The sequence below is a fragment of the [Anoxybacillus] calidus genome, assembly GCF_013760845.1.
Classification (GTDB): Bacteria; Bacillota; Bacilli; order Bacillales; family Anoxybacillaceae; genus Paranoxybacillus; species Paranoxybacillus calidus.
This window is the reverse complement of the sequence record NZ_JACDUU010000001.1, coordinates 246,802-262,925: the sequence shown is the minus strand read 5'-3', so window position 1 is coordinate 262,925 and position 16,124 is coordinate 246,802. Positions and strand designations below refer to the sequence as shown.

Genomic DNA, 16,124 nt, shown 5'->3' with positions numbered 1-16,124 from the left:
TTATCGATTGATATGATCATTTGTTTTTCTTCGCTCATAGCAATTCGTCTATATTTCAAGAACCGCTAAAGTAAAAAAGAGTCCCGAAATAGGACCCTCTCTCCTTAAAAATGGAGAAAAATCCCCTCTCGTACTCACATGTCGTGCCCCTTAATAAGCTCATCAATATCCACCATAATGGCCATGTGGGTAGTGCGGATAGTGTGGATAATGGTGGTAATATGGATAGTACGGATAGTGTGGATAATGGTGGTAATATGGATAATGATGGTGATGATGATACGGATAATGACCTCCGTAACCAGAGTATGGTTCATATTGTTGTCTTTCCATTGTTATTCCTCCTTCTGATAGCTATGCCGCCTTTCTAAAGTGCGGAAATATGATTATGAAGGTTACAGTGAGGTGAGAATATAATGTCTTTCATATTTTCTCATCCCCCCTCTGCTTCCCTTTTCGCTATCTAGGATATGTATCTAAATTCTAAATGTATGGGCAAATGCCCTATTTTAAAAACTTATTGCGTGTATATTCAGCTTGTTGGCTTTCTCATCCTCTTTTTTCTGATAAGTGTTTGTAGTTAAATCCATACTTTTTATACTCGTTATGCATTTTGCAAAAGGGCCTCTGTCAGAAAACAAGCGACAAAAAAATAAAGCTCCATTTTGGAGCTTTTTGTTTAAATAACTTGTTTCTCCTGTTTAGAAAGAGGTGTAAGTGATAGTGTATGAATGGTAATCTCAGGTGTACTGCCAACACGAATGTTTACGCCTGTCTGTCCTAACCCTTCACTAATGTAAAATGGCTTTCCGTCTATTTCATGGTAGCCTTTAATCATGTTTAAACGCACTAGCTTCCCCATCTTCACAAGATGATAAGGTTTCGGCCAATGAATTTGTCCGCCATGAAAATGACCGGATAATAGATAGTCAAAATGATAATCTTTCATATGAAGAACAATGTTTGGATCATGAGTTAAAACAAGGTTTAAACCGTTTTTTACCTTTGCATATGCCTTTTGCAAATCGCTTCGTTTTGTACTGAAATCATCAATACCGATGATATTAACTGTTTTCCCCTTAATATGAATCGTTTGTGTTTCATTTTGAAGGGTCATACACCCATATTCCTCAAGCGTCTCCTTTAACGTTTGGAAGTTCTTTTTTCTAAGCACATAATCATGATTTCCAAATACCGCATACACTCCATAGGCAGGTTGAAGTTTTTGGAAAACTTCTAAATAAGGAATCAGTTTTGGAATGCTTCTCTTTCGATCCAGAAAATCTCCAGTTAAAGCAATTAAATCAATTTTCTCATCCTTTAATTTTTCATATAAATATTCGGGGGAAATCGATAGGTTTTCTAAATGAAGGTCAGATAAATGTAGAATATGAATAAAAGAGTTATCACCATGGTGAGCATTGACTGTTAATCTATTAAAAACCGCCTCGTGCGTATTGCGGTTTCCCTTATAAATGAAAAAAATAATAATGGCTGAAAGAATCATAACAAATAAAAACATATATATCTCCTCCCTTTTTACAATTATAGTAAACGGGAAGAGAGATGAAAGCGGGAATTACTGGTCGGATTGGCAACCGTATAATTTGATCAATTTATCTTTCGACATGAATAAATATTTGGGCGGTCTTCTAAAACTGTCTAAACGAAATTGAGAAATAAGATACATCGGAGCAAATGCCATTTGTTTATACCATTTATAAAAAGGATTAATGATGGAAAAGGTTTCAAATCCTAAGCGTTCACACCCCTTATTTAAAATCGTAATTCCTACAATCCCCTTAATATCAGCAAATTGTTCATGACATTGTAAATATTCTGTAAGGTTTGGTAATCCTCTTTTTACCTGTTCGTAAATTAGCCTCCCCTTCTTAATTTCGCTATCCAAACGAATGAGTTCTCTAATTAAACGAACGTTATGCAAATGAATTTTTAAAAGAAGATCATTCTTTGTGATTTCCGTACCATCAGAGAGCACGATATCTCTTCCTTTATACTTCATTAGTCGAACCCGAAAAATATCTCGATTTCGTGTTTTGTCCTCAATATATTCAAGCCGCGAACAAAAATAATAAATCGGATCTAATACACTCCAAATGGTAAGAAAACATTGTCTCATCTTCACCATTACAATATCCTTCTCCTTTTCTTCCTTTTATTACATTTAAAGTGTTTAGCACTAAAGTTCGTTTTATTAATAGAAAAAAAAGGATTTCGTTTATCGTATAACTTATCCAAAAATAACAAACACTTTTAAATAACTATATATTTAGGTGAGTATCATGAAGAGGGTTCTTTTTCTTCCATTACTACAAATCCCATCTGGGCATCATCAAACGGCTGATGCCTTAAAAGAGGGATTACTTTTGCTTGATCCACATATACAATGTGAAAAAATTGAATTATTATCATCAAGATTCGGAAAAGCAGAATCTTTTATTTCTAAATTTTACTTACATTGGATTGACCAGTTTCCAAAAACATATAGCCTATTGTACCGTCAATCGGTGTTTCGCGAATTGAGTAAAACAAAAAAATTTCCCCAATATGAGGTTCTTTTTCTTAATCACTTAAAAAAGGTGATTTCCGAAACAAATCCGAATGTAGTTATATGCACTCATGCCCTTCCTTCCTATTTGCTAAACCAATTGAAAGCATCCGGAGAATTAAAGATACCAGTTATTAATGTATATACAGACTACTTTATTCATCACCTTTGGGGGATTGAGGAGATTGACTATCATTTTGTTGGCCATGCGTATATGAAGAAATTTTTACGGGAAAAAGGGGTTCATGAAAGCCGCATTTTCGTAACTGGTATTCCCATTCATCCGAAAATAACGAAAAATGCAAATAAACAGTGGTGCACAAAACAAGTGTACTGTGGCTTAATCTCCGGGGGGAGCTTAGGGGCCGGGGCTTTGGCAAAACTAATTGAAAAAATCTCGCCGGATGATCCAATCGATTATTACGTACTATGTGGTAAAAATAGACGTATATATGAACAATTAATCAATATGAATCATCCAAAAATCACTCCTTTTCCTTACATCTCTTCAAGAGAAGTGATGAATGACTTATACAATCAAGTTGATTTTATTATTACAAAACCAGGTGGCGTTACAGTTAGTGAGTGCTTATTTAAAAAGCTCCCGATTTTTGCTTACCATGCTCTTCCCGGTCAGGAAGAAATTAATCTTCAGCAATTAAAAGAATTGGGAATTATTTTTGATTTTCAAAATTGGAATCATACGGAAAACATCTCAGAACAACTAATCCGTATCCTACATTCTGAGCATTTATCCAATTATTTTACAAAACTTGATGAGTATCATAAACATTTGTCTCCTGTAGAACCGGCAAGATTGATTTATCATTTAGTCAAGTAAGAGCAAAAGTTTCAGGAAGCTTTGTAAATTGAAGCGTTCGGAAAAAAGTAACTACTATTCAAACAAAACAAACATTTGTTAAATACTTCGCGTTCCAACATAGCTATTTCTACATCCTCACACAAGCGATGAAGCAATAATGGATGTGTTCGTTTGTCTTGGTGAAAATTATTTTTTACAAAAAGGGGAGAAGCTAATAGGCACAGTAGCATCTCACCCTTTTTCATATCAAGATCATCTGACATTTTCGTAGCGTCTGATCTCACTTTAGTCATATAACTTGCATTTCTCCCACCATCTTCATCATTTTCCCCATAATTCGTTGAATTTAGCTTGATAAAAAGTCTTTTTTCGAAATTACAGACAAATATTGAAAGTGCCCTTATTTTTCTGTGGTTATAGATACGAACTTAAGCTGGATAGAATGAACATCCGCTTACACGCATGAAAATTAGCTAAAAACAAACAATAATGTCAAAAAATCCAGAGGAACTTTCATGTACTTATGCTTAGTCATTGTTGTGTATATCGTCTTTGCTAAAAATTTGTAGATTGGGAACGTTGGAAAGAAATAGGTGTCTTCCATCTCATCTCATTTACATCAAATTGACATGTTTTCAAAACCGAAAATGATTGCAGCTTAATCACATAAATAAACTTAAACTTAGAGGAGAGAAATAGCTTGGAAATTAAGGTTATGACTTTCAATATTCATCATGGCAAAGGGATGGATCATAAAGTGAATCTATATAGAATCGCGGAAGTGATCGAAAAAAGTGATGCCCATATTATTGGTCTTAACGAGGTAGATAAACATTTTTCCAAGCGGAGTTACTATGAGGACCAAATCAGTTGGCTTGCAAAACAATTAAACATGAACTATGCTTTCAGTCCTTCCCTTTCTTTAAAGACGAAAAATTTGTCGACCGTGCCACAATACGGAAATGCCCTTCTATCTCGATATCCCATTGTCGCAAAAAACAGCTATTTGTTTGATTTTATGTCTGGAATCATCGAAGGAAGGTCATTGCTTGAAGCAACGATTCAAATTAACAATCAGCTGTTTTTGATCAATGTTACTCACCTAAGTCTTAACCCCTTCCTTCACAAAAAACAGACAGATTTTATTTTAAATAGACTGCGTCACTATTCTTATCCTTTTATGATTATGGGAGACTGGAATATGAAGCCTGGCTCAAGAGGATGGAGAAAAATGACCGGTGAAACTCAAGATGCTTGGTATATTGCCGGTGTAGGAGCAGGTCATACTTTTCCATCCCTTCGTCCTAGAGTAAGGTTAGACTATATATTTGTCAGCCACCATTTTCAAGTCATTAAAGCAGAAGTCATCACAAAAACGCCAAATGCTTCCGACCATTTGCCGTTAAAAGCAACATTATTTTACCACTGAAAGCGAATTAATTATGAACTATCTATTGCTTAATTGGCTAACGCAAATTGGAAGTAGGAGATTTCTTTCCAAATTCCATTAAAAAATAACACCATTTTGTTCATTTAGGTGTTATTTTATGAGCAATCGTGCATTGAATTTTTATGTCTATCCACATCAATCAAGAAGTGTTAAAATCCAATCTTTTAAATCAATAATGCGTAAATATTTTGGGGACGAATCCGCACCTGTTACAATCATAGGCACTAATGAATCTTGTTTATGAAGTCCCCCGTGGCTTGCTCCCCCTACATGAGTCGGGGAACCTTCACCGATAAATTCAAATCCCGGTTTGGCACTTACAACAAGATAATTTCCTTCATGAGAAGTTAGCGAGCTGTACAATCGGGCCAACGCATCCGGATATTCATCATAAAAAATCTTATTATTCTTTACCGTAAGATTCAAAATTCCTAAATCTCCTTCTATATCCCACGATTGTTCATACTCATCAACCAACGTTCCATTCGGTTTAAAAATGAGCCTTCCCTGTTGAACTCCAGATATGACCTGAACGGATTCTTTTTCCATCCAAGCAATGACATCAATTCTGTCGTCCTTTTGTAACGTTTTCGCGATGTCTGATAGTGGCGCACGCTTAGGATTTAATGTATAAATAAAGGCCATTCGTTCATTAACACCAAGTACAACTTCATCCCCATCTTTAACCCCATCTTTTAATGTCATAATTTGATAAGAACGAAGGGATTGTCTTAAATCAATTAAGGCTTTGTTCCGGTCAGAATCAATGGGAGCTTGACCGTTATCTCCCATTATAATCCAATAATTGTCTTTTAAAGCTTCCTCCCAAGAATCGTAACAATCCAACACGCTTTGCAGCTGCCTGTCTACTTTGCGGATTCCCTTTATATCCATCGGACCATTTTTATGGACGCTTTTGTCCATATCAGGAAAATAAACAATGGTAAAAGAGGGGAGAGAATCCGTTTCAATCAGATATTTTAATTCTTGGGCAGAAAATCGATCATTAAACCCATATCTTCGCCAGAAATATCCATTTCGTTTCAAAGGACTGAGCTTAGAAAAGGATCCGTATGTAAACAGTTGGCTTCCTTTTGTCTTCAACTCATTATTCAAAGATGTGAAAAATGTTAGTAGCCTTGGTAATTTTAGATATTGATCTGTATTTCCACGATAAATGAGAGCATTAATGGAAGCGGTTACTTTTCCTCTATTAGACATTTCTTCATGGATGGTTTGAACTTCTTGGCTTAAATGATGATTGTTCATATGATATACAATGTCCTTGATTGATCGAACGATACCAAGCTTGATAAGTTCTCTTATATGACTTCCATAATTAATTAGCCGCTTTTCTGCATCATGAAACCATACTAACCCAGGAATCTTATGAATATTAGCATACGTACCCGTTAGCAGCGAACTGTCTACATTTACAGACATCGTCGGAAAAGGGCTTACAATATTTCGAAAAACTTTTCCATTTTCCACAAAAAACTTGAATACAGGAGCATATCCCTCTTTTACCGCCTTTTCTAGAGGCGGATACATTAAAGAATCTATCATCAGCATAATCACGCGTTTCTTGTTCGCATATGTTGACACGGTTTGACCCATCCTTTACCTATTGTTGTTTGTGTATCATAAAGCATTTTCATCATTTATATTAACCAATATCCGGGTAAAGGAAACAAACAATATGGCAATTAATAATACCCGCCGCTTAGTTGGCGGGTATTATGATTCGTTACTTCTTTTGCTTTTGTTGCTGTTGTTGCTGATTTTGACTATACTGTGGTTCCTCTTGCTGAATTTGTTGTAAACGTTGGTTTACCATGTCAACAAGTTGTTGCGCTTGCTGTGCAGCTTGTTGATAAGTTTGTTTTGCCTGTTGATTCTCTGTCTGTAAAGCAAACGTTTCAAAACTTGCTTGAGCGCTTTTTAAACCGGCTAATGTCTGCTGAACTTGATTGATCACTGTCATACAAAGGCTCCTCCTTAAATGATGTTATAATGTAGGGTACATCATTTAAGTTGGTCCTAATTTTTTAAATCATTAGCTGTAAAAGTTAACACATTAGTAAAATCATTACTCTTTTATGTAATCCCATTTCTATAAATTCTTATTCGTATACCAAAACTTACTTCGCACACTCCTGACAATCACCTAAATGCTTTTCAATCATCATTGCACAATATCGAAATTCATCGTCGCTAATCCTCTTATGCAACGTTTAATTGTGCTGATTTTATTTCGGAATTATATCACTAGTCATAAACGGTTCGAGAGAATGACTTTTCGTTCTTCGTTCCATTTCACATATTCTTTTTAACACCTTCATCTGTTCCTGCATTATATTATCCTATAAAGAAAACCACCTTTATTGGTGGCTTTGAATGTGTTCTTTAATCGCTTTTACACCCGCTAAACTTTCAAATAGTCGATTCGGTTCAACTAATGTAATTAGGCGTTCAGGCAGGCTGGCAATTCCAATGAAATATGGCGTTTGGCGATAAGCCAACATATTTACTTGTTTAATCGACTCGGAAGGTATATCAATAATCTCCTTCGCATCATCGACAATTAAGGCAACGGAAATATCTTCGGTAATCACGACGATCATTCGCGTTTTGTCATTTTCTTGGAATGGTTGATTATACAATATTTTCATTGTATCTAACACCGGCACTAATTCACCGCGAATGCGCACTACTCCGACCATGTAATCAGGCATTTGCGGAATGACAGTCGGTGTGCTCATTTTTTCAATGGAAATTACGTTCTCAACCGGAATGCCATATTGTTCGTTGGCGATTTGACAAACAACTACTTTATTTAGTTTCATCTTCTATTGCTCCTTCACTTACTGTAGTATATACATACTATATATTTCAAATTTCCTTATTTTGCAAGAAAAAAGAGGCTGCCCCAAGCAAATGTCAGCCCCCCACAACACAATATATAACACATCACATTGGATCAATGAACAATATATTGTGAAATGCACGTGAGGTCAGACACTATAGGTTAGCCTCCTTTGCGAATGACCTTTTATTTCGCAACTTCTTCAACAATCGCAACAACCATTTCCGCCACTTTCACCAATTCTTCAATTGGCATGCGCTCGTTTGTTGTATGAATTTCCTCATAACCAACTGCTAAATTGACAGTTGGAATACCAAATCCAGCAATGACATTGGCATCGCTTCCGCCGCCGCTATGGAGCAGTTCGCACGGACGGCCAATTTTTTCCGCAGCGCGCTTAGCGATTTCCACTACGTGATCACCATCCGCAAACTTAAAGCCTGGGTACATTACTTGAACGTCTACTTCCGCACGTCCGCCCATTTCCTTGGCAACGGTTTCAAATGCTTCTTTCATTTTCGCGACTTGCGCTTCCATTTTTTCCGGAACTAATGAACGAGCTTCTGCTAAAATATCAACGCGATCGCAAACGATGTTTGTTTGCGTACCACCTTCAAAGCGGCCGATGTTCGCTGTTGTTTCTTCATCGATGCGGCCAAGTGGCATTTGGGAAATCGCTTTAGCAGCAATCGTAATCGCAGAAACACCTTTTTCTGGTGCCACACCAGCATGCGCGGTTTTTCCGTGAATCACCGCTTTAATTTTTGCTTGCGTTGGCGCTGCGACAACAATATTTCCGACTTTACCGTCGCTGTCTAACGCATAGCCGAATTTCGCTTTAATAAGAGATGGGTCTAATGCTTTCGCCCCAACAAGACCAGATTCCTCGCCAACTGTAATAATAAATTGAATCGTGCCGTGCGCAATATTTTGCTCTTTTAACACGCGAATCGCTTCCAGCATCGCTGCTAAACCTGCTTTGTCATCGGCGCCTAAAATTGTTGTTCCATCCGTCACGATGTAACCGTCTTTAATGGAAGGCTTTACGCCTTTACCAGGAACAACCGTGTCCATATGGGACGTAAAATAAATTGGATCAACGCCTTCTTTTGTTGCTTCTAACGTACAAATCAAATTTCCAGCACCATGTCCGGTTTGCGCCATCGTATCATCCTCGATGACATGCAAGCCGAGCGCCTCGAATTTTTGTTTCAATACTTTGGCAATTTCGCCTTCATGTTTCGTTTCTGAATCAATTTGTACAAGCTCTAAAAATTCATCAACTAAACGTTGCTCGTTAATCATCGAAACAAGGCCTCCTATTTATGTATGTACTCAAAAAAAGTATACACGATAGATCGTCACCTGTCATACACCAAACACCAAAACTTTTACAGAAAAGTGGTAAAACAAAAATAAATAGCACAGAAGCAACTAAATCCTCGCTACACTTATTTTTCTTAAAAACATCATATAAATTTCACAATCTCTTTTTATAATAACAAAGTCGATACGCATTACAGTTTAGAGGGGGCTTCGTTTCATGGAATCATCGTACACCAACAATGGAACAGCAATGAAAGAGTCGATATATAAAGATATGTATAAAGCCATGTGGCGATGGCATTTTTATGCTGGAATTATCTTTGCTCCATTCTTAATAATGTTAGCGATCACCGGAGCGATATATCTTTTTAAACCACAAATTGAATCATTTTTATATAAAGACTACTACTATATTGAGCAAGGAAAACATGAATTATCGCCAAGTGAATTAGTCAAAAAAGTAGTAGATCATTATCCAAATGCGACCATTACCCGATACAGACCAAGTGATGCTCCCAATCGCTCAACAGAAGTGGGCATTGTACAAGACAGCGAAGCATATACGGTCTTTATCAACCCTTACAACGGACAGCTTCTTGGCAAATTAAAAGATCAAAGTGAGTTCATGAATGTGATCGTTAAAATTCATGGAGAATTGATGACTGGCACCATAGGAGATCGCTTAGTCGAATTAGCCGCTTGCTGGGCTGTTATTCTTTTAGTAACAGGTCTATACTTATGGTGGCCGCGCGGTAATTCTTTATACGGAATTTTAAAAATTCGCTTTAAACAAGGAAAACGGATCATGTGGAAAGATATTCACTCTATGCTAGGAATTTGGCTTTCCGTATTTATTTTATTGCTGATTGTAACAGGTCTGCCTTGGGCTGAATTCATCGGTGACAAAATAAATCGTATAGCTACCGCTACTCAGTCGGGATATCCGTCCGGATTATGGGATGATATTCCAGAATCTGTTGTACCAACAAAATCCGTAGCAAAAGTACCTTGGGCCGCTAAAAATATGCCTGTACCTCAATCAAAACAAAACGGAACATCTACCATTTCGCTTGAGCAAGTGATTGACATTGCTAAGGAAAGAAACGTATATCCTGGATTTGAAGTGAACTTTCCAGAAGGAGAAAAAGGAGTATATACCGTTTCTGTTTTTCCAACTTTACCTCAAGATCAAGCCACTCTTCATATCGATCAATACAGCGGTAAAGTTTTAGCCGACTTACGCTTTAAAGATTATGGGTGGATGGCGAAAATGATTGAAATCGGAATTGCTCTTCATGAAGGTCGCTACTTTGGTCTTGTCAACCAAATGATTGGGCTCATCACATGCTTAGGTTTAGTCATGATCGCCTATAGCGGTGTTGTTATGTGGTGGAAACGTCGTCCTCAACGAAAACTAGGCACTCCACCTCTTCCTGAAAACAAAAAAACAATGAGAATCGTTGCAGCGATCATGGTTGTATTTGGGGTAATGATGCCTTTAGTCGGGCTATCCTTAATGATTGTGTTTTTGGTCGATTGGCTGATTGTAAAACGGATTCCAAAGTTGCAGCTTTGGCTTTCTTAAGTTTTTTCAACATTTTCTGTATTCTACAGTCCTGATGGTATGAAAAAAGAGATGCCGAAAATCATCGGCATCTCTTTTGTTTATAACGGAATATTTCCGTGTTTTCGCTTCGGGCGCTCCTCATGTTTATCACGCAGCATCTCGAGCGCTTGAATAATTTTGATTCTTGTTTCACGTGGATCAATGACATCATCGACCATGCCGTATTTCGCCGCGACGTATGGGTTGGCGAATTTTTGGCGATACTCTTCAATCTTTTGCGTCCGCGTTTCTTCAGGATTGGCGCTCTTTTCAATCTCGCTGGCGAAGATAATGTTTGCCGCCCCTTGAGGTCCCATTACGGCAATTTCCGCATTTGGCCATGCATACACAACGTCCGCGCCAATTGACTTACTGTTCAGCGCCACATATGCACCGCCGTATGCTTTGCGCAAAATCACCGTCAATTTCGGCACCGTTGCTTCTGAGTAAGCATATAAAATTTTTGCCCCGTGACGAATGATTCCACCGTGCTCCTGCTTAACACCAGGAAAGAAGCCTGTTACATCTTCAAATGTAATAATTGGAATATTAAATGAATCACAGAAGCGGATAAAACGAGCCGCCTTATCAGAAGAATCAATATCAAGTCCTCCAGCCATAAATTTCGGCTGATTGCAAACAAGTCCGATAACTTCTCCTTTTATTCGCGCAAATCCGATGACAATATTTTTTGCGAAGTCTTTTTGCACTTCCATAAAGGAACTTTCATCAACCACCTGCAAAATCACTTTGCGGACATCATATGGACGCACTGCATCAATCGGAATCGTATCCGCTAAATCCGGACGATAGTCATCTTCATCCGGAACTGGTCCCACCGGTGGCTTCTCTTGGCAGTTTTGCGGCAGATAGCTTAACAATTGGCGCACTTGAGCAAGGACTTCCTCCTCGGTCGCTCCTGAGAAATGCGCATTACCGCTAATTGTATTGTGTACACGAGCTCCCCCTAAATCCTCCGCGCTAATTTTTTCCCCGGTTACCGCTTCGATCACTTTCGGACCAGTAATAAACATTTGGCTCGTCTTTTCCACCATGAAGACAAAATCGGTAATCGCTGGCGAGTAAACAGCTCCGCCCGCACACGGTCCCATAATTACAGAAATTTGCGGAACAACTCCCGAATAAATCGAGTTGCGGTAAAAAATATGTCCATAACCGTCCAAAGAGAGCACACCTTCTTGGATTCTCGCCCCACCGGAATCGTTTAAGCCGATAATCGGTGCACCTGTTTTAACTGCCAAATCCATGACATTGGCAATTTTTTTTGCATGCATTTCCCCTAACGCTCCGCCGAATACCGTAAAATCTTGAGAAAATAAAAAGACTGTTCGCCCATTCACTTTGCCGTATCCTGTGACAACACCATCGCCCGGACCTTTTTTTCCTTCTAAACCGAAATCCGTACAGCGATGCTCGATAAACGGATTCAATTCAACAAACGTTCCTTCGTCAACAAGCAAGTCAATCCGTTCGCGTGCTGTCAGCTTTCCTTTAGCATGCTGTTTCTCAATTTTATCATCGCCGCCGCCAAGTTCGATTTCTCTACGCCGGTCATATAACTCGTGAATTTTGTCGTACATGTCTGCCATTATTTATGCACCTCCGCACCTGGTTTTTGGCAAAGTTCATAAAGCACGCCACCAGTTGATTTCGGATGCATAAATGCAACAAGATTTCCTCCCGCCCCAATTTTTGGCGTTTCATGAATCATGCGAATTCCTTTTGTTTTCAGTTCATCAATACGACCTTGAATGTCGTCCACTCCTAGCGCAATATGATGAATACCCTCACCGCGCTTTTCAATGAATTTCGCAATGGCGCTGTCAGGCGAAATCGGCTCTAACAATTCGATTTTCGATTCACCAATTTTCAAAAATGCTACTTTTACTTTTTCAGACTCCACTTCTTCCATACCTAACAACTCTAGTCGTAACGTTTCGACATAATATGGAAGAGATTCTTCAATCGACTTTACCGCAATTCCAATATGGTCAATTTTTTTGACTTCCATTTCCCCTATCCCCTTTGCTGCAAACTAATCATCACGTTGAAAACGGATACAGTGTAACATTAATGATTTTCGCCATTTCGACAAAAATTCCTGCAACATTTTATAAATTTCATCAATTCCGATATTTCATTTTGCATGTTTCGTTATTTTCCTCGCTTGTCCCATTTCAAAAATGGCGCTAAAATGAAAATGCAACATTAGATATGGGAGGGAAGAATGATGTCCCGTAAAAAAACACAAAAAATTATTGTGTACTTAATGCTTGCTTCGATGTTGTTAACGACTGTACTAACAGGCTTAAGCGTGTGGCTGTAATCCCTGACTCGAGTTCAAAACACGAATTCTATATAAAAAAGGTGACCTTTGTTCGTCACCTTTTTATCGCTCCGTATTGTTTGGCAATCTCTTCAAAAGATTGTTCGCTCCGTACGATTAATACGTTCGTTCCAAGCGGCACCTTCTCAAATAATGCCTCTACATGATCATTCTGAAGCCGCACGCATCCGTTTGTCATATACTTTCCGATCGATTGCGGCACATTTGTTCCATGAATTCCATATATTCTCCCATCTGTGCCATGTGCATCAAATCCAATCCATCTGCTGCCCAGCGGATTATTCGGTGCACCGCCAGGAATATTCTTCTTTCGGTAATAAGGATTTTTTGCCTTGACCGTGACGGTAAACAATCCTTCTGGTGTTAATTCGGTCGTTAATCCTGTTGCCACAGAATAAACCGTTTGTATTTTTCCATCATCAATAAACGCGAGTTCGTTTGTCTGTTTATTGATAATGATAAAGGGATGGCTAACCCCTAATCCCCATAAAGGTGAAAAAGTCAATGCTACAATGAACGCTAACAAAACAGGCATACAATCACCCTTTGCTTTTTATAATAGTGTAAGCAAAAGGCTTTGTTACATACATTTAAGCATCCATTATCCTTTGTTTACCCTATGAAAGAATTTCTTTCGCAGGAAGGTCGGTGACTTCTCAGATAAGGTATTAAATCCACTTTTAATAATTAAATATTGCTCCATTTCCTTAACAAAATGTAAAAGGGCGGCTCTTTCTTCAAATTCCTCCCGCGTTTTTGGCAATTCCATCACTTCAAAACGCTTTTTCATTTCCCGAAGCTGTTGAATAAATTTATCTGCCGTATTCCCTGGATGAATCGCATCGCTCAATTCATCGATAAAATCAGCAACAATATTTCGCTGCTCAACCGTATACGTGATGGACGTAACAAGAGGTAAAAGTCGTTCAATAATCTCAAATTGCTTTTCGCGCATGCAAAAATAACGATAATAATAATCTTCATTTCTTAATAAACGATTTTCTACATTTCGCAGTGCTAACGTTTTTGCTTTTTGCAGCAAATCTGCCGTCAACATCAGTTCTTTACCGTCCCAGTCACTTTCATTCGTCCGCAAATATTTAACGATTTCCTTAAAAATAATGCGAAATAAGTCTTCAATAATCCGTTGATACTCTTTTAATTGTTTCTCGACACTCGGCATGTACATATTGACAAGTAAAGCGACACCAATACCGATAATAATTAATGACAACTCATTCATGATTAAACTAAGAGTAAACTGTTTGGCGGCATAAAAATGAAGAAGAATGACAGAGCTCGTGGCAATTCCTTCCGTCGCCTTTAACATCACCGTTGTCGGAATAAAAACAAGCAATAACAAAGCAATGGAAACCGGATAATAGCCGATTCCTTCAAAAAAGATAAAGGAAAATGCCATCGCCGTAATGCATGCTAAAAAGCGCGCCCAAGCGGTTCGCAACGATTTCTTTTTCGTCACTTGAATACATAAAATTGTAATAATGCCCGCTGATACAAAATTATGTAGTCCGAAATATTGTGCTAAACTTATCGAAACAGCTGTGCCAATCGCTGTTTTTACCGTACGATAGCCTATTTTAAACATAGCCAAAACCCCTATTAAAAAAATAAAAGATGATCAGAGATCATCTTTATCTTTATTATAATTATAGCATCTTTTCAAGAAATTCTTGAGCCCGTTTGCTTTTAGGAGCGGAGAAAAATTCACTTGGCGATGCGTCTTCAACAAGCAATCCCCCATCCAAAAACAACACTCGATCAGCAACTTCACGGGCAAATCCCATTTCATGCGTTACAATCGCCATCGTCATTCCTGTATGAGCAAGCGACTTCATTACTTCTAATACTTCTTTTACCATTTCTGGGTCTAACGCTGACGTCGGCTCATCAAATAGCATCACCTCTGGAGACATTGCAAGAGCCCGTGCAATCGCGACACGTTGTTTTTGTCCGCCAGATAAACGGCTTGGATATTCGTTCGCTTTTTGTGCTAAACCGACTTTACGCAGCAATTCCATCGCTTTTGCTTCTGCTTCAGCTTTTGCCATTCCTTTTACCTTCATCGGTGCGTAAGTTAAATTTTCTAAAACGGTCATATGTGGGAATAAATGAAAGTGCTGAAAGACCATACCAACATTTTGACGCACTTTCATAATATTCGTCTTTCGATTTGTAATCTCTTGGTCACCAATCCAAACTTTTCCATCAGTTGGCTCTTCTAACAAGTTAAGGCAACGTAAAAATGTTGATTTTCCTGACCCTGATGGACCGATAATCGCGACAACCTCACCTTGCTTTATCGTTGTCGTAATTCCTTTTAATACTTCAAGTTTTCCAAATGATTTACGAAGATTTTCTACTTTAATCACTTTTTCTCATTCTCCCTTCAACCGCTTTCCCGAGCAGCGTTAGGATCATTACTAATATATAATAAATAAGTCCCGCAATAAGTAACGGTTCAAAAAAAGCATATTTATCACCGCCGACAATGTAGGCACGGCGCATAATATCCATCGCGCCGATGACAGTAACTACTGCTGATTCTTTCGTTAACGTAATAAATTCATTCATTAACGCAGGTAAAATATTTTTAAGTGCCTGAGGAAGAATAATATCACGCATCATCGGTTTATACGGAATACCTAATGCCATTGCCGCTTCTCTCTGTCCTTTATCAACCGCCAAAATGCCTGCACGGATAATTTCTGAAATGTAAGCCGCAGAGTTTAAACCAAAGGCAATCACTGCCGCTGGAAACGCATCAATTTCAAATCCAATAATTTGTGGCATTCCAAAATATATAATCATTAACTGTAACACGAGCGGCGTACCGCGAAATACCGATGTATACACATTAGCAAGCCATGTTAATACTTTGATTCTACCGATCTTAAATAATGCTAAAATAATGCCGAGCGCAAACCCTAACAATGCTGCAAGCGCTACAATTTTTAACGTCACCAATACCCCTTCTAAAATGAACGGGATTGATGGTATAAATTGAGAGAAATTCAAATTCACTCCAAAACCCATCCTTCCTCGTGAATAGTGAAAAACGGGGCTGACCCATCAGTGTCTGACTTCACGTGCATTTC

17 protein-coding genes are annotated in these 16,124 nt (G+C 38.3%); 4 read left to right on the top strand and 13 right to left on the bottom strand.

Annotation, left to right across the window (positions count from 1 at the left end; genetic code table 11):
- Positions 1–162: 162 nt before the first annotated feature.
- The 3 genes from HNQ85_RS01440 to HNQ85_RS01430 all read right to left on the bottom strand — a co-directional run bounded on the left by HNQ85_RS01440 (position 163) and on the right by HNQ85_RS01430 (position 2,140).
- Complete coding sequence (locus HNQ85_RS01440; protein ID WP_181535510.1) at positions 163–333, bottom strand: hypothetical protein; 171 nt, start codon at positions 331–333, stop codon at positions 163–165.
- A gap of 346 nt (positions 334–679) precedes the next feature.
- Positions 680–1,522 (bottom strand): metallophosphoesterase, encoded by an 843-nt coding sequence (locus HNQ85_RS01435; RefSeq protein WP_181535508.1) that lies wholly within the window; start codon positions 1,520–1,522, stop codon positions 680–682.
- A 57-nt stretch (positions 1,523–1,579) separates the two neighbouring features.
- Complete coding sequence (locus tag HNQ85_RS01430) at positions 1,580–2,140, bottom strand: YkoP family protein (RefSeq protein WP_181536475.1); 561 nt, start codon at positions 2,138–2,140, stop codon at positions 1,580–1,582.
- Positions 2,141–2,303: 163 nt separating this feature from the next.
- On the opposite strand from HNQ85_RS01430, the gene HNQ85_RS01425 reads away from it, so the two are divergent.
- Positions 2,304–3,410 carry an MGDG synthase family glycosyltransferase gene (locus HNQ85_RS01425; protein ID WP_181535506.1) on the top strand — a complete coding sequence of 369 codons (1,107 nt, stop codon included), beginning with the start codon at positions 2,304–2,306 and terminating at the stop codon, positions 3,408–3,410.
- A gap of 682 nt (positions 3,411–4,092) precedes the next feature.
- On the top strand, positions 4,093–4,821 hold the full coding sequence (locus HNQ85_RS01420) for an endonuclease/exonuclease/phosphatase family protein (RefSeq protein WP_246326756.1): 729 nt from the start codon (positions 4,093–4,095) through the stop codon (positions 4,819–4,821).
- Between the two features lie 156 nt (positions 4,822–4,977).
- Here HNQ85_RS01420 and HNQ85_RS01415 read toward each other — a convergent pair whose 3' ends face one another.
- From HNQ85_RS01415 to HNQ85_RS01400, 4 genes are all read right to left on the bottom strand, one after another.
- Entirely contained in the window at positions 4,978–6,459 is a 1,482-nt protein-coding gene (locus HNQ85_RS01415) for an alkaline phosphatase family protein (protein WP_181535504.1), read from the bottom strand.
- A 130-nt stretch (positions 6,460–6,589) separates the two neighbouring features.
- Complete coding sequence (locus tag HNQ85_RS01410; protein WP_181535502.1) at positions 6,590–6,826, bottom strand: DUF1657 domain-containing protein; 237 nt, start codon at positions 6,824–6,826, stop codon at positions 6,590–6,592.
- A gap of 397 nt (positions 6,827–7,223) precedes the next feature.
- Positions 7,224–7,688 carry a chemotaxis protein CheW gene (locus tag HNQ85_RS01405; protein WP_181535500.1) on the bottom strand — a complete coding sequence of 155 codons (465 nt, stop codon included), beginning with the start codon at positions 7,686–7,688 and terminating at the stop codon, positions 7,224–7,226.
- 206 nt (positions 7,689–7,894) lie between these two features.
- Positions 7,895–9,013, bottom strand: coding sequence for a tripeptidase T (locus HNQ85_RS01400; RefSeq protein ID WP_181535499.1), 1,119 nt, complete (start codon positions 9,011–9,013; stop codon positions 7,895–7,897).
- Positions 9,014–9,251: 238 nt separating this feature from the next.
- On the opposite strand from HNQ85_RS01400, the gene HNQ85_RS01395 reads away from it, so the two are divergent.
- Complete coding sequence (locus HNQ85_RS01395; protein WP_181535497.1) at positions 9,252–10,619, top strand: PepSY-associated TM helix domain-containing protein; 1,368 nt, start codon at positions 9,252–9,254, stop codon at positions 10,617–10,619.
- An 80-nt stretch (positions 10,620–10,699) separates the two neighbouring features.
- Here the strand turns inward: HNQ85_RS01395 and HNQ85_RS01390 are convergent, their stop codons facing one another.
- Together HNQ85_RS01390 and mce are read right to left on the bottom strand one after the other, a co-directional pair.
- Positions 10,700–12,250, bottom strand: coding sequence for an acyl-CoA carboxylase subunit beta (locus HNQ85_RS01390; RefSeq protein ID WP_181535495.1), 1,551 nt, complete (start codon positions 12,248–12,250; stop codon positions 10,700–10,702).
- Positions 12,250–12,672, bottom strand: coding sequence for a methylmalonyl-CoA epimerase (gene mce / locus HNQ85_RS01385; RefSeq protein ID WP_181535493.1), 423 nt, complete (start codon positions 12,670–12,672; stop codon positions 12,250–12,252). The genes HNQ85_RS01390 and mce overlap by 1 nt, the downstream gene beginning before the upstream one ends.
- 219 nt (positions 12,673–12,891) lie before the next feature.
- Here mce and prli42 point away from each other — a divergent pair, with 219 nt between their 5' ends.
- Entirely contained in the window at positions 12,892–12,987 is a 96-nt protein-coding gene (prli42, locus tag HNQ85_RS01380) for a stressosome-associated protein Prli42 (protein WP_181535491.1), read from the top strand.
- Positions 12,988–13,042: 55 nt separating this feature from the next.
- Here prli42 and HNQ85_RS01375 read toward each other — a convergent pair whose 3' ends face one another.
- The 4 genes from HNQ85_RS01375 to HNQ85_RS01360 all read right to left on the bottom strand — a co-directional run bounded on the left by HNQ85_RS01375 (position 13,043) and on the right by HNQ85_RS01360 (position 16,050).
- The gene (locus HNQ85_RS01375; protein ID WP_181535489.1) at positions 13,043–13,543 is read right to left on the bottom strand and encodes a L,D-transpeptidase; all 501 of its coding nucleotides are present in this window, start codon (positions 13,541–13,543) and stop codon (positions 13,043–13,045) included.
- 66 nt (positions 13,544–13,609) lie between these two features.
- Positions 13,610–14,614, bottom strand: coding sequence for an aromatic acid exporter family protein (locus tag HNQ85_RS01370; protein ID WP_181535487.1), 1,005 nt, complete (start codon positions 14,612–14,614; stop codon positions 13,610–13,612).
- A gap of 61 nt (positions 14,615–14,675) precedes the next feature.
- A complete protein-coding gene (locus HNQ85_RS01365) occupies positions 14,676–15,398 on the bottom strand; it encodes an ATP-binding cassette domain-containing protein (RefSeq protein WP_181535486.1) in 723 nt (240 codons plus the stop codon).
- Positions 15,391–16,050 (bottom strand): ABC transporter permease subunit, encoded by a 660-nt coding sequence (locus HNQ85_RS01360; protein WP_181535484.1) that lies wholly within the window; start codon positions 16,048–16,050, stop codon positions 15,391–15,393. The genes HNQ85_RS01365 and HNQ85_RS01360 overlap by 8 nt, the downstream gene beginning before the upstream one ends.
- Positions 16,051–16,124 lie beyond the last annotated feature (74 nt).

What these genes read in the sequence shown, in the direction of transcription:
- HNQ85_RS01440 (WP_181535510.1), bottom strand. Translation starts at nt 333, where the DNA reads ATGGAAAGACAACAATATGAACCATACTCTGGTTACGGAGGTCATTAT.
- HNQ85_RS01435 (WP_181535508.1), bottom strand. Translation starts at nt 1,522, where the DNA reads ATGTTTTTATTTGTTATGATTCTTTCAGCCATTATTATTTTTTTCATT.
- HNQ85_RS01430 (WP_181536475.1), bottom strand. Translation starts at nt 2,140, where the DNA reads ATGAGACAATGTTTTCTTACCATTTGGAGTGTATTAGATCCGATTTAT.
- HNQ85_RS01425 (WP_181535506.1), top strand. Translation starts at nt 2,304, where the DNA reads ATGAAGAGGGTTCTTTTTCTTCCATTACTACAAATCCCATCTGGGCAT.
- HNQ85_RS01415 (WP_181535504.1), bottom strand. Translation starts at nt 6,459, where the DNA reads ATGGGTCAAACCGTGTCAACATATGCGAACAAGAAACGCGTGATTATG.
- HNQ85_RS01410 (WP_181535502.1), bottom strand. Translation starts at nt 6,826, where the DNA reads ATGACAGTGATCAATCAAGTTCAGCAGACATTAGCCGGTTTAAAAAGC.
- HNQ85_RS01405 (WP_181535500.1), bottom strand. Translation starts at nt 7,688, where the DNA reads ATGAAACTAAATAAAGTAGTTGTTTGTCAAATCGCCAACGAACAATAT.
- HNQ85_RS01400 (WP_181535499.1), bottom strand. Translation starts at nt 9,013, where the DNA reads ATGATTAACGAGCAACGTTTAGTTGATGAATTTTTAGAGCTTGTACAA.
- HNQ85_RS01395 (WP_181535497.1), top strand. Translation starts at nt 9,252, where the DNA reads ATGGAATCATCGTACACCAACAATGGAACAGCAATGAAAGAGTCGATA.
- HNQ85_RS01390 (WP_181535495.1), bottom strand. Translation starts at nt 12,250, where the DNA reads ATGGCAGACATGTACGACAAAATTCACGAGTTATATGACCGGCGTAGA.
- mce (WP_181535493.1), bottom strand. Translation starts at nt 12,672, where the DNA reads ATGGAAGTCAAAAAAATTGACCATATTGGAATTGCGGTAAAGTCGATT.
- prli42 (WP_181535491.1), top strand. Translation starts at nt 12,892, where the DNA reads ATGTCCCGTAAAAAAACACAAAAAATTATTGTGTACTTAATGCTTGCT.
- HNQ85_RS01375 (WP_181535489.1), bottom strand. Translation starts at nt 13,543, where the DNA reads ATGCCTGTTTTGTTAGCGTTCATTGTAGCATTGACTTTTTCACCTTTA.
- HNQ85_RS01370 (WP_181535487.1), bottom strand. Translation starts at nt 14,614, where the DNA reads ATGTTTAAAATAGGCTATCGTACGGTAAAAACAGCGATTGGCACAGCT.